The organism is Pantoea sp. EA-12 (assembly GCF_030053355.1).
In the GTDB taxonomy this organism is placed as follows: Bacteria; Pseudomonadota; Gammaproteobacteria; order Enterobacterales; family Enterobacteriaceae; genus Pantoea; species Pantoea vagans_C.
The window spans coordinates 161,505-174,625 of the sequence record NZ_JASGBY010000012.1; the positions used below are offsets into that span (position 1 = coordinate 161,505).

Annotated in this window: 12 protein-coding genes; 9 read left to right on the top strand and 3 right to left on the bottom strand. The window is 52.5% G+C overall.

Going from position 1 to position 13,121, the window contains the following annotated elements:
- The first annotated feature begins 198 nt into the window (after nucleotides 1-198).
- Both QMZ30_RS18190 and QMZ30_RS18195 read left to right on the top strand, forming a co-directional pair.
- Nucleotides 199-1,512 carry an MFS transporter gene (locus QMZ30_RS18190; protein ID WP_283228461.1) on the top strand — a complete coding sequence of 438 codons (1,314 nt, stop codon included), beginning with the start codon at nucleotides 199-201 and terminating at the stop codon, nucleotides 1,510-1,512.
- 247 nt (nucleotides 1,513-1,759) lie between these two features.
- On the top strand, nucleotides 1,760-3,046 hold the full coding sequence (locus QMZ30_RS18195) for a methyl-accepting chemotaxis protein (protein WP_039332861.1): 1,287 nt from the start codon (nucleotides 1,760-1,762) through the stop codon (nucleotides 3,044-3,046).
- Between the two features lie 447 nt (nucleotides 3,047-3,493).
- Here the strand turns inward: QMZ30_RS18195 and QMZ30_RS18200 are convergent, their stop codons facing one another.
- From QMZ30_RS18200 to QMZ30_RS18210, 3 genes are read right to left on the bottom strand one after another with little or no spacing between them, the layout of a single operon-like run.
- Nucleotides 3,494-4,822, bottom strand: coding sequence for an NAD(P)/FAD-dependent oxidoreductase (locus QMZ30_RS18200; protein WP_283228462.1), 1,329 nt, complete (start codon nucleotides 4,820-4,822; stop codon nucleotides 3,494-3,496).
- 18 nt (nucleotides 4,823-4,840) lie between these two features.
- Complete coding sequence (locus tag QMZ30_RS18205) at nucleotides 4,841-5,446, bottom strand: cupin domain-containing protein (RefSeq protein WP_283228463.1); 606 nt, start codon at nucleotides 5,444-5,446, stop codon at nucleotides 4,841-4,843.
- Nucleotides 5,447-5,486: 40 nt separating this feature from the next.
- Nucleotides 5,487-6,236, bottom strand: coding sequence for a substrate-binding periplasmic protein (locus tag QMZ30_RS18210; protein WP_058973414.1), 750 nt, complete (start codon nucleotides 6,234-6,236; stop codon nucleotides 5,487-5,489).
- 290 nt (nucleotides 6,237-6,526) lie between these two features.
- Here QMZ30_RS18210 and QMZ30_RS18215 point away from each other — a divergent pair, with 290 nt between their 5' ends.
- The 7 genes from QMZ30_RS18215 (at nucleotide 6,527) to QMZ30_RS18245 (ending at nucleotide 13,115) form a co-directional block, all read left to right on the top strand.
- Complete coding sequence (locus tag QMZ30_RS18215; protein ID WP_349306836.1) at nucleotides 6,527-7,177, top strand: amino acid ABC transporter permease; 651 nt, start codon at nucleotides 6,527-6,529, stop codon at nucleotides 7,175-7,177.
- A gap of 1 nt (nucleotide 7,178) precedes the next feature.
- A complete protein-coding gene (locus QMZ30_RS18220; protein WP_283228465.1) occupies nucleotides 7,179-7,946 on the top strand; it encodes an amino acid ABC transporter ATP-binding protein in 768 nt (255 codons plus the stop codon).
- Nucleotides 7,947-8,109: 163 nt separating this feature from the next.
- Nucleotides 8,110-8,466 carry a cupin domain-containing protein gene (locus QMZ30_RS18225; protein WP_283228466.1) on the top strand — a complete coding sequence of 119 codons (357 nt, stop codon included), beginning with the start codon at nucleotides 8,110-8,112 and terminating at the stop codon, nucleotides 8,464-8,466.
- A 544-nt stretch (nucleotides 8,467-9,010) separates the two neighbouring features.
- Complete coding sequence (locus tag QMZ30_RS18230) at nucleotides 9,011-9,721, top strand: FadR/GntR family transcriptional regulator (RefSeq protein WP_283228467.1); 711 nt, start codon at nucleotides 9,011-9,013, stop codon at nucleotides 9,719-9,721.
- Nucleotides 9,708-10,874: a PLP-dependent transferase gene (locus QMZ30_RS18235; RefSeq protein ID WP_283228468.1), complete on the top strand. Its 1,167-nt coding sequence runs from the start codon at nucleotides 9,708-9,710 to the stop codon at nucleotides 10,872-10,874. The genes QMZ30_RS18230 and QMZ30_RS18235 overlap by 14 nt, the downstream gene beginning before the upstream one ends.
- Nucleotides 10,875-10,895: 21 nt before the next feature.
- Complete coding sequence (locus tag QMZ30_RS18240) at nucleotides 10,896-12,167, top strand: ABC transporter substrate-binding protein (RefSeq protein ID WP_283228469.1); 1,272 nt, start codon at nucleotides 10,896-10,898, stop codon at nucleotides 12,165-12,167.
- A gap of 21 nt (nucleotides 12,168-12,188) precedes the next feature.
- On the top strand, nucleotides 12,189-13,115 hold the full coding sequence (locus QMZ30_RS18245; protein ID WP_283228470.1) for a carbohydrate ABC transporter permease: 927 nt from the start codon (nucleotides 12,189-12,191) through the stop codon (nucleotides 13,113-13,115).
- Nucleotides 13,116-13,121 lie beyond the last annotated feature (6 nt).

Consider the following 13,121-nt stretch of genomic DNA (forward strand, 5'->3'; position numbering starts at 1 on the left):
TGATCCACATTGTAGTACAATCACTATTTTTAGTACTACAATGATCTTCGTTATATTCTTTTCACTTTATATTGCACCGTCCCACACCAGCATTAGATGACACGCTTAAAAAAATAATAATAACACCTGAATTCCTCCCTGCTTTGCGGGTAGGTTTCCTGCTGCCAAAAGATTGAAGTCAATATTGAGGTTGATAATATGAGCAGTGATCTGTACACCTCCACGCTGAAACAACTGAATAGCAAGATTATTCCATTTATCGTTATTTGCTATTTCGTTGCCAATCTCGATAAAACCAATATCTCTATTGCTGCCCTACAAATGAACGCGGACTTAGGGCTTTCAACCAGCATGTATGGGCTGGGTGTTGGGATGTTTTATATTTCTTACATACTCTTTGAGATCCCCAGTAATGTGATTATGACCAAAGTGGGCGCACGTCGATGGATTGCGCGAATCATGATCACTTGGGGAATTGTCGGTGTTGGTATGGCGTTTATTCATACCGCTAACCAACTGTATGTTATGCGATTTTTACTCGGCATGGCGGAGGCAGGATTTGCACCCGGCATTATCTATTATATTTCGTGCTGGTTTCCCAAAAGCAATCGGGCACGTGCCATGTCATTTTTTTATATGGGATCGGTAGCTGCCTCTATCATTGGTCTGCCGATATCGGGCGCGATTCTAAATATGCATGGATTAGCAGATATTGCCGGTTGGCGTTGGCTCTTTGCGCTGGAAGGTATTCCGGCGATCATTCTTGGATGTGTCGTACTGTTTCGTCTCCCCGATTCGCCAGAACACGCGCCATGGTTGAATTCAACTCAAAAGTCATGGTTACGTCAGCGTCTTGAACAAGATAATGCTGGTGTTGAGATCGGTAAAAATCATTCATGGGTTAATGCATTAAAAGACAGAACCGTACTGTTGCTTAGCCTGGTGTGGTTCCTGCAGGCGTTTGGTTCGATTGGCATCACCCTGTTTATGCCACTGATCATTAAAAGCATGGCATTAGAACAGAGTAATTTTGTTATCGGTTTACTCTCCGCCGTGCCTTTTATCATGGCTTGTCTCTTCATGTATTTTAACGGCCGTCATTCAGACAAAACGCGTGAGCGCAGCTGGCATTTGGGGCTGCCACTTATCTTCTCGGGACTGGCGCTTACAGCGGCCATCTATTCTTCAAATTTATGGCTCTCGTATGTGCTGTTGGTACTCACTGTCGGTTTCAATTTTGCCCTGACGCCGATCTTTTGGGCAGTGACCACAGAGAAGCTGGCAGGGGTGGCCGCCGCGGCATCAATCGCTTTCATCAATACGGTGGCCAATTTTGTGGGGTTAGGCCTGCCCCCACTGTTGGGAAAACTTAAAGATATGAGCCATAGTTATCATTCCGGTTTACTGATTGTCGCGCTGGCACTGATTTTGGGAGGCATACTTGGCATTATTGTCTCGCGTCCTCCTAAAGATCGGTTGAAAAACCTGGCTTATCTTGGGTCAGGCAAGTGATCGCCTTTTTCATGTATTTCAATTAAATCTTCTAGAATACGTGCCGATAATTAAGTAGATTTTACCAAAGCGGACCTGTACCGGTTCGCTTATCACAACATCAGGCAAACATAATTCAATAAACCCTGCCTGCGCGCGCGCAGAGAGACACCGTCGTCAGATGAAGTGTTCGGCTTAGGGAAATTCAGCGGAGCGGCACAAGCTGCACGCATTATGTTCAACGACATAATCTCGCCTGAGGTCACACATGTTTGGGGTGAAGAAATCCAGCCTTTCTCTGCCATTTTATAAAAGTGGCGATGTCATCAAGGATATCAATGCGATAAAGCAGCATGTGGCATGGATTGAGTTTTCGCCTGCTGGCGAAATTCTCAGCGCCAATCAGCAATTTCTTGACGTCACCGGCTACACACTGCATGAAATTCAGGGGCAGCATCACCGTATTTTCTGTAGTCCCGCTTATGCCCAATCCTCGGACTATTACGCTTTCTGGCAAACGCTGGCATCCGGCGAATCAGTAACCGGCATTTTTGAACGCTACAATAAACAGCGGCAGCGCTTCTACTTAAGCGCCACCTATTTCCCGGTCAGTGATGACAAGGGCAAAGTGTACAAGGTGATTAAAGTTGCCTCCGACATCACCTCACGTCATCAGGAACTGGAACAAAAGGAAGCGGTGATCACCGCGCTTGACCGCTCAATGGCGGTGATTGAATTTACTCCCGACGGGCATATCCTGACGGCTAACGCCAACTTCCTGACGCATATGGGTTATGAGCTGAAGTCGATAGTGGGTCAGCATCATCGTCTGTTCTGTTTTGATAATTTTTACCGTGAAAATCCTGACTTCTGGCGAAAAATCGGCAAAGGACAGCACTTTGTTGGACGCTTTGAACGCAAAACTGCCGGCGGTGAACGTATTTGGTTAGAGGCGAGTTATAACCCGGTACTGGATGCCGATGGCAAAGTATATAAGGTCATTAAAATCGCCTCCGACATCACTGCACGTGTTGAAGCAGCCAAACGCGTGGCCGATATTGCGCTCACCACCTCCGGGCAAACATCCCAAATCACCGATAACGCCAACGAGGTGCTGGAAGAGACCATCCGTAACTCTGGGTTGGTGGCCGTGCAGGTCAATGCCGCCACTGAAATTGGTATCCAGCTTAATGAATCGGCCAAAAGCATCAATGAAGTGGTTGAGACCATTAACTTGATTGCTTCGCAAACCAATATTCTGGCATTAAACGCCGCTATTGAAGCCGCACGCGCGGGTGAAGCAGGACGTGGTTTTAGCGTGGTGGCTGATGAAGTCCGTCGTCTGGCGGCATCGACCTCCAGCGCCACAAAGAAGATTACCCAAGTCGTGGAGCACAATGCACGATTGATTCAGCAAATGGATCAACAGCTGGAGGAAGTGAAGCAGTTCGTGGTCACCGAGCAGGACAAAATCAGCGTGCTGTCACGCAGCCTGCGCGAGATCAACAGCGGCGTACATGAATTTGTGAACGTGATTCATCGTTTGGATGTCTAGCAATAAAGTGTATAGGCCAACCGTTGAACGTAGGGGCGAGCTTTGGCGTATCCGCTGCGAGTTTGTGCGGCCTTGAGGCCAATGCTTGTCAGCAAAGAACTCAGGCTGCTTATTGATAAAGTGGCCTGTCTTTTCTGAGCGGGCTGGGGCCGCACCGGGGCTGGCATCCGCAGCGCTGAACGGAGTGAGTCTGCCAGGAGAGCCCGCAGGACGCGGGCGAAAGGTGGCGCTGGAACATGGATGTTCCAGCGCCACCGGTCCGTTAAGGCAGACGAGTGAAGTGAAGGCACCGCATAGCGGCGCGAGGACCGCCAGCCCCGGTGCGGCTCCAGACGGCGTAATCGTCAGTCGCCTACCTGACAATCATTAGGCCTAAAAACCGCCCCTACAGTGCATAAATTGCGGGTAAAACTGAGTTAAATGCGACCCGCGATGCGTTATTACATCTCACATCATCTGCGGTTCGCGAATCGCGTTGCCTTTAGCAAAGCGCGCCAGGCTATACGGTGTGGCATCAGTGAACAGTGGTTGGTTGTTCACCATCTGCGCGCACAGCAGACCGGCACCGGGGCCAATACCGAAACCGTGACCGCTGAATCCTGATGCAATAAACAGCCCCGGCACACTCGCCATCTCGTCAATAACCGGCACTAAATCGGGCGTGGTATCGATCCAGCCGCCCCACGCATGATCGATTTTGATGCAGTTCAGTTCTGGATAGAGCTGAACCAGCATCTGCATCGCTTCTTGCAAAATGCCGTTGTCCGGCGCCGGGTCCAGCACGCGAATCTTCTCGAACGGTGAAATACCCTGGTTAGACCAGGAACCCGCCGCTTCTGGGCCATTAAAGAAGGAACCGTTGATCCGCACCTTGAGTTTCTTGGCGATTTTACTGCGATACATTGGATAGAACTTGGTGGCATAGCGGATATTTTGTGGTGCCAGATCGATCTGTCCACGACCGGACAGCGCGACGGTGTAGCTGCCATCCTGGCGACGGCGAATGCATAACCCGCCAGTGCTCAGGCACCCTTTGATCACCTCCGGCGCAGCAGTGGTTTTAAACGCCGTGCCGAGAATATTGGCGCTAGGCATCTCAATGCCGTACTGCTTGCAGAAGCGTGAACTCCAGGCCCCGCCGCAGCAAATCACCCGATTCGCTTTGACTAAGCCGCGCTCGGTCCAGACGCCCGTGACGCGCCCACCGCTGATATCCAAACCCCGTACCGCGCAATTTTGATGCACCGAAGCACCCAAATTTTTTGCCCCGGTGGCAATCGCTGGCGCGGCCATGGAAGGTTCCGCTTTGCCATCGCTCGGCGACCACACGCCGCCGACCCAGGCGGCATTATCACCAATGCGATCCCGTGCTTCTTTTGCCGTCATCAAATGACTAACGAAACCTATTTGTTGCGCCTGTTTGCCCCATGCTTCCCAGCGCGCCAAATCGCTTTCACTCAAGGTGCCATAGGTAATGCCCTGGCGGCTGAAGCCCAAATCAAGCCCGATTTCACTGCTTAGCGCATCCCAGCGCTGCAGGCTGCGTATCGCCATCGGCAATTCATATAGATCGCGGTTTTGCTGGCGTACCCAACCCCAGTTTCGTCCGGACTGTTCTCCGCCGATCACGCCCTTCTCAAACAGGGCGACCGACACACCCTGCTTTGCCAGTTCATAGCTGACGGAGGTGCCAATGATGCCGCCGCCAATGACGATGACATCCACGGCGGTAGGAAACGTTTCACTGTCGGCTACTGCATTAACCTTGATACGCATGCTGTTTGATCCTGCCATTTATAAATGGTGTTCAGAGGGGATGTGCATAATCCACAACACTCTGGCGTCGTTGGCGGTATGGTTAAAAATATTGTGAGGCAAGTGGCTCTGGAATTGAAAGCTGTCACCCGGCGTGAGGAGTGCGGTATCCCCGTCAATCTCCAGCGTCAGCTCGCCTTCCATCACCAGACCCGCTTTCTCCCCCTTTCCCATCAGCATCTCATCGGAACGAACACCCGGCGGTATGTTGATGAACATAAACTGCAAATCATGATCGCCTGACGGAGAGAGCATCTCTTTCGATATCCCGCGCTTGCCCACATTAAAGTGCGGGCGTTCCACGGCGCGACGAACATAGTGCTCAGCGCCGCGCAGCGTCGACTCGCTCTCTTCAAGAAAAGCCGTCAGGGGCACCTTCAGTACCAGCCGTAATTGCTCAAGAACGCGCACAGTTGGATTGGTCAGATTGCGTTCAATCTGACTGATCGCACCCGAGGAGACATTGGCGAGCAGCGCCAGTTCTGTAATGGTCATATTGCGCGCCTTACGGATGCGTTTCAGGCGCGATCCAATATCCGCTTCCTGTGCGCCGGCTACTTCATCGCTGATTCGTTCTTTTTTCATTCCCTGTCACCCATCACGCGCCGTTGTCTTGCGGAGCAGATTACGGCATACCCCATTTGGTTTTAATGGTTTGCAACGTGCCGTCATCTTTCATGCTGGTCAGTGCGCTATTAATCTGCGCCATTAAGGCATCGTTGCCTTTTTTCACACCAAAGGCCATCGGGGAGACATGCTCCGGCACATATCCATCCACCACATGCATGCCTTTCAACCCACCCGCTTTCTCCTGGGCTTTCAGAATGGGGTAGTCATTCATCCCGGCGGCTATACGCCCCAGCGAGAGATCACGCGTCATATCTGCAGGGCTGTCATACACCTTCACTTCTTTGGCGATACCACTGGCCATCAGGCTTTGGGTGTAGTCGGTTCCTGCCATCGTACCCACCACTTCACCCTTCACATCCTGCCAGGAGTGATAAGCTTTTTTATTGTCATCACGCACCACCAACCCGGCGCCAAAGGCCGTCACTGGTTGAGAGAAAGTGATGCGTTTCGCCCGCTCTTCGGTTGGCGTCATCCCGGCCACAATCATGTCGATTTTCCCGGCAATCACCGATTGAATCAGGGTTGAAAACGGTATCGCCGTATAGTTGATATCCAGATGCTCACGCTTCGCCACTTCTGCCGCCACATCCGGCATAAAGCCCTCGATTTTACCGGTCTGCGTATTCAGAAACGTGGTTGGGGCACTGGAAGGGGGCGACCCCGCCGTCAATGCTGCCGCACTGGCATGAGCACAGAATACAGCCGCAAGGCTGAGAATCATTAACCGGGTACGATTAGCCGACATATCTCACTCCTGTATGCAATGAAAAGGATGGCGTTCTTTTTCACTATAATGAAAATATGCATCATGCTGTCAACGTTTTATTTGATGAAAAGGCTTTACCTCACAGATTATTGATAAAGCCTTTGATTTCGCTGAATTTCAAATCTATAGCTTGTTCATATGGACATAATAAGTAAACGCTATCTCTCGATTGAGGGTATTCATTGACAGCAATCCGCTAACAACGATATTCATTATAATGAAATCACCACCCCATTTTGCCCGGTGATGCAACCACGCAGGAGAAGATGATGGACTGGAGCAGTATCCACGTTTATCTGCCCTTTTTATTGAAAGGGGCTGAAATGACGATTTACATCACCCTTTTGTCGCTGATTATCAGTACTCCTTTGGGCTTACTTTTTGCTGCGGCAAAAATGTGTCCGTGGAAAATAATCTCCTGGCCCGTTGCCGTTATTATTAACATCACGCGCGGTCTACCCATGATCGTGGTGCTGTTTTATATCTATTTTGTTTTTCCCGATATTGGTATCACCCTCACCTCTTTTCAGGCCAGTGTGATTGGCATTGCCTTCTGTTTTGCGACTTATATTGCTGAGATTTTCCGTTCCGGCATTGAATCGGTGGATCGTGGCCAACTGGAAGCCGCTCGCTCAATGGGTATGGGTTTCGGCAAAGCGATGCGCCGCGTGGTGTTGCCGCAGGCATTTCATGTTGCCTTGCCCCCCTTCAGTAACACCCTGGTGATGATGCTAAAAGATTCTGCGCTGGCCTCAACGATTGCGGTCACCGAAATGACCCGCCAGGGCCAGCTGATTGCCGCCTCTACATTCGATAACACCACGGTGTATACGCTGGTCGCGCTTCTCTACTTAGTGCTGTGCATGCCGTTGCTGGCGCTGACTAAAAAGCTGGAAAAACGCCAGATTAAAGGAGCTTGAGATGATCGAGATACGCGATGTACACAAAAAATTTGGTCATATCGAAGTCCTCAAAGGGGTGAGTTTTACCGTCAGTGAAGGTGAGGTGGTCTGTTTGATTGGGCCTTCAGGCTCCGGAAAATCGACCATTTTACGCTGCATTAACGGCCTTGAGACTTATGAAGGTGGCGAGATCAACGTGCTGGGCCAGCGCGTGAATAACAAACACAAAAGCATCAATGACCTGCGACGCCAGATCGGCATGGTGTTTCAACGGTTCAATCTGTTCCCGCACCGCAGCGTATTAGAGAACGTGATGGAAGGGCCGATTCACGTTAACGGCGAGTCACGCAACGTTGCCGAGAAACGCGCCAAAGACTTGCTGGCAATGGTCGGACTGGCCGAAAAAATTAACGCCTGGCCTACCCAACTCTCTGGCGGCCAACAGCAGCGCGTGGCGATTGCTCGGACGCTGGCACTGCAACCCAAAGCCATCCTGTTTGATGAACCCACTTCAGCCCTCGACCCCGAACTGGTCGGCGAAGTGCTGCAAGTGATGCGCAATCTGGCGCGTGAAGGGATGACAATGATTGTCGTCACCCATGAAATGCAATTCGCCCGTGAAGTGGCCGATCGCGTCTGTTTCCTGCACAGCGGACAGATTGTTGAGCAAGGTGCAGCCGAAAACGTCCTGTTGCGACCACAAGAAGCACGCACGCAAGATTTCCTGCGCCGCGTGCTCGGCAATACCACCGCACAACCCTGCGCTTGCTGCCAAACCGCGTCGTAATCTGCGACGAAAGTTTCTGCTTCAGCCACGTGGATAACGATGCAAAAGTGTTATCCACGTGGCGATAAATGCATTTCTGTCTCAATCCCATTCTTTATTCTGAATCACGCAGTCACATCCTTTAAGGTCATCCTCTTCACTTAATGTCAGGGAACATAGCGTAATGAAAGTGCAAAAAATTGAACAAGCCGCCGCAATTAAAGAAATGGAACCCTGGGGCACAGTTGAAGGCTTACCAGGCAGCGGGACTATTCCTCTGTCTGGCATTCAAAAAGTCATTCCGGGCAAAGAAGATATCGATACAGGCATATTCGAATGTGCGGTCGGCTCCTATCGCCGCTCGGTAAAACAGGCTGAAATCATGCATTTTCTCAACGGCAACGGCTCATTTACCCCAGATGGTGAGGCCACCCTCAATTTTAAACCCGGTGATTCATTCTTCTTCGAAGCCAACACCGAGGGAACATGGGTTATTGAGAACACCATGCGTAAGCTGTATGTCATTTTTGATGCCAGCTAAGCATAACCCTGTGTGTTTTTAACAACACACACCAAATCTAATGAACAATCAGCTATCCCCTGTTTGTTTTTAACAACGCGCACCAAAGCTGATGAGCAGGCTGGGGCCGCACAGGGGCAGGCATTCCGCAGCGCTGAACGGAGAGAGTATGCCAGGAGAGCCCGCAGGACGCGGGCGAAAGGTGGCGCTGGAACATGGATGTTCCATCGGCACCGGTCCGTTAAGGCAGACGAGTGAAGTGAAGGCACCGCGTCAGCGGCGCGAGGACCGCCGGCCCCTGTGCGGCCCCAGACTGCGTACCCGCTGTACTGCCTACCCGCTGTTGATAATGAGCCCATCAAAAATTCAGAGAGCCTCTCACGGTCCCACTCTCTTCACTCCCACCTGTCCCACCACTGTGCAAATCCCCCTCCACTGCACCAGTAAAACTCAGATCGCCTACTTATCACTCATTAAAGAATCCTTTTAATTCAACAACAAAAATAAATGGCACACCGCTTGCTATGAGATTGGTAGAGATGTTGGACCAATTAAGGCAGGCAGCATGCATTCACCGATTGAGCTTCAACCGATTACCACACCGCGCAGCGACTCGCTGATCCTCGATGCGCTCACTCGCTATATGGCGCAATCTGGCGCACAACCAGGCAGCCGCTTGCCACCCGAACGCGTGCTGGCTGAAAAGCTAGGAGTAAGCCGCAACACCGTGCGTGAGGCGCTCAAACGCTGGGAAGCACTGGGCATCATCCTGCGCAAAAAAGGCAGTGGCACCTTTTTACAGGCCGAGGTCGGCATCAATGACAGCTTCCTGTCGCTGCGATTCAAAAACGACTCCGTCAACATGCTGCACGCGCTGGAAGTGCGACGCATCATTGAATCCGAATCCTGCGTACTGGCAGCCCAACGTGCCACGGCTGAAGACCTCAAAGAGATCGAACATCGTCTGGATGAGATGGAGGGCGTGCATCTGGCCATCGGGTCGGCAGGCATCCAGGACTGGGCCTTTCATACCAGCATCTACCGCGCGGCAGGCAACCCTCTCCTACTGCAAATGCTCAACGGCATCTATGACAGCATGCATGCGTTTTTCGAATCACCGCCGGAGCAGGCGCTATTCGCCGACTCCTTCCCCCTGCACCGTCAACTATTCAATGCCATAAACCAGCGTGATGCCGTCTTAGCGCGCGCCATTTGCCATCAAATTCTCGATATCACTGAACGCGACATGAAGGATGTAATCAATGCAAAGCGATAAGCCTGTCTCGCAACAAACGCTATTAACCCACGATACACGTCATGAAAAAGGTGCAGTCACGCCGCCGATCTACCAGTCATCGCTGTTCACTTTTAGTGACTACGACAGCATGATTGCCCGCTTCCGTGGAGAGAGTGACCAACCGCTCTATTCACGCGTGGACAACCCCACCGTTAAAGCATTGCAGGACAAAGTGGCCGCATTAGAAGGCGGAGAAGCGTGCCTGGCCTTTGGCAGCGGCATGGCGGCCATCAGTAATGCCATCCTCAGCGTGCTGCAACCTGGCGCAAAAGTGGTATGCGTCAATCACGTCTACCCGGACACCTATCGATTCCTGCGCGGCTTCTGCCAGCGGTTTGGCATCACCACGGAATTTGTCGACGGTGATGACGAAGCGGCAATACGCGCTGCGTTACCGGGAGCCAGCCTGCTCTATCTGGAAAGCCCGGTCAGCTGGGTGATGAGTGAATTAAACCTCAACAAACTGGCGACGCTGGCGCGCGATGCTGGCGCCGTCACCATCATCGATAACAGCTGGGCATCGCCCATCTTCCAGCAGCCGTTGCTGTGTGGCATCGATATCGTGGTGCACTCCGCATCGAAATACATCAGCGGCCACAGCGATGTGGTAGCGGGTTTGGTCATCGCCAGCCAGCAGCACATCAACAACATCGCCCGTCACATCAGCCCGTTCCTGGGAGGAAAACTCTCTGCCCATGAAGCCTCGCTGCTGATGCGCGGCCTGCGCACGCTGCCTATACGCATGAAACACCACCATCAAAGCGGTATGGCGCTGGCCGAGCGGTTGCACGCCCATCCGCAAGTCACGGCGGTGTGTCATCCGGGACTCCAGCCACAGCCTTGGTCCACGCTGCGCGGGTACAGCGGCTTGTTTGCTTTCGAAGTCACTGAACAGATCGATATCCCGGCCTTTTGTAACGCCCTCCAGCTGTTCCATATGGGCGTCAGCTGGGGCGGATTTGAAAGTCTGGTAATGCCGGCCATCTCGGTCATCAACCAGGCCAGTGAATTCAACTCTGCTGTCGATTTTGGCGTCTCTCCGCGTTTGATCCGCATCTCAATTGGATTAGAAGAGACCGACGACCTGTGGGCCGACCTGCAACAGGCCCTTGCTACCGCCACGCGTGCGTAAACACCTCCAGGAGAATCTGCAATGACAACCCGTTTCGCTTTCAAAGCACTGGTTTTAGCCGTTGGATTGGGTACAGCGCTCAGCAGTATGGCTGCAAAACTCACCGTGGTTGAAGTGATCACCAGCCCGCCGCGCACTGAACTGCTGCAGAAAATGCTGGATGAATACAAAACAGAACATCCTGGAACCGAGATTGAGTTGATTTCGCTGCCGTGGGGTCAGGCATTCGAAAAACTGGGCACCATGCTGCAAACCGGGCAAGTGCCCGATGTCGTAGAAATGCCCGACACCTGGCAAGGGCTCTACGCCAGCAACAACATGCTGGTGGATCTTGAACCTCGGCTGAAAAGCTGGGATAGCACGGCGCAGTTAACCGACAAAACTCTGGCCATGGCGCGGGCCGCCAACGGTAAAGCCACCATGGTGCCTTACGGCTTCTATCTGCGCGCCCTGTTCTGGAATAAAAAACTGTTCCAGCAGGCCGGTTTAAGTGAGCCGCCGAAAACCATGGAGGAGTTCGCCAGCGATGCCAAGCGCATCAGTCAGTTGGGTAACGGTATCAGCGGCTACTGTATGCGCGGCGGTGTCGGTGGCACTAATGCCTGGATGATGTTTATGGCGGCCATGAATGGCTCACCGGACTTCTTCGACAAAGCAGGCAACAGCACCCTGACCCAACCCGGCGCACTTAAGGGCGCACAGTTGCTGGTGGACATGTATAAGCAAGGTGGCGCACCAAAAGACAGCGTGAACTGGGGCTTTAACGAGATCGTCTCCGGTTTCTACTCCGGTAAATGCGCGATGCTGGATCAGGACCCTGACGCATTAATTGCGATCAAAAACAGCATGGCAGCCGATGATTTTGCTGTCGCGCCGATGCCGGTCGGGCCTTCGGGTAAAGCCTTCCCCACCATTGGCTACACCGGCTGGGCGATGTTTAAACAGGGTAAACAACAAGATCTCGCCTGGCCGCTGGTCACCTTCCTGAGCAACAAAACCAATAACCTGGCGTGGGCAAAATTCGTTGGCACCTTGCCGATCTACAAAGGTGCCGAACAGGATCCGTTCTACCAGACACCGCAATTTGCTGGCTGGTTCAAGGAACTGAACGATCCCAACTATGTGCCACTGACCATGCCGACCCACCTGAAGGGCTGGGGTTACTTCAATTCCGTGATCGTCAAGGAGAGCAGCCAGGAAACCTTGTTAGGTGAAAACGACACGGAAGACATGGTGAAAGACTGGGCGAAATACCTCACTAAAGAGCAGAAAAGCTGGCTCGCCACGCAATAATTTAACGCAGCGCGGAGAACAATGATGATGCTTGAAACTTCACTGCCCGCCAGCTCTCCGCGCCCGCGCTATGCGCGCTGGCTGCGGCTGGCTGAACCCTGGTTTTATCTCTCACCAGGCTTACTGCTGATCGCCCTGTTTATCTTTGTTCCGATGGCGATCGGTATCTCGTATGCGTTCCAGAGCATGAACCTGCTCAATCCGATGGATTCCGGTTGGGTCGGCTGGGACAACTTTGCTGAGATGTTTGATGACCGGCGCTTCTTTAAGGCGCTTGGGCACACGCTCAACTGGACGCTCAGTTCCCTACTGCTGCAGTTCCTGTTGGGCCTCGCTCTGGCCTTGCTGCTCAATCGCGAGTTTCGTTTTCGTCGCTGGGTACAGGCGCTGGTGTTTTTACCTTGGGCAGTACCCGCCTTCCTCTCGGGTCTGACGTGGTCATGGCTGCTCAACCCAGTGGTAGGTCCGCTGCCACAATGGCTGAGTGACTTGGGATTGCTCAGTGAGCCTTATAACATTCTCTCCGATCCCCAACTGGCCATGTGGGGGCCGATCATCGCTAACGTGTGGTTTGGCATCCCGTTCTTTGCCATCACGCTACTGGCGGCGTTGCAATCCATCCCGAAAGACCTGTATGAAGCCGCCTCGATAGACGGTGCCAGCGGCTGGCAGCAGTTCTGCCGCGTCACACTGCCGTTCCTGGCGCCAATGATCGCCATCACCGTGATGTTGCGTACCATCTGGATTGCGAATTTCGCCGATCTGATTGTGGTGATGACCGACGGCGGCCCCGCGGGATCGACCTCGATTCTCTCCAGCTACATCTTTACCACTGCCTACCGCAAACTTGACTTCGGTTATGCCTCGGCGATGGCGGTATTCCTGTTGCTGCTGATGACCTGTTACGCGCTGGTATTGCTGCGTATCCGCCATCAACTGCTGAAATAAGGAGAG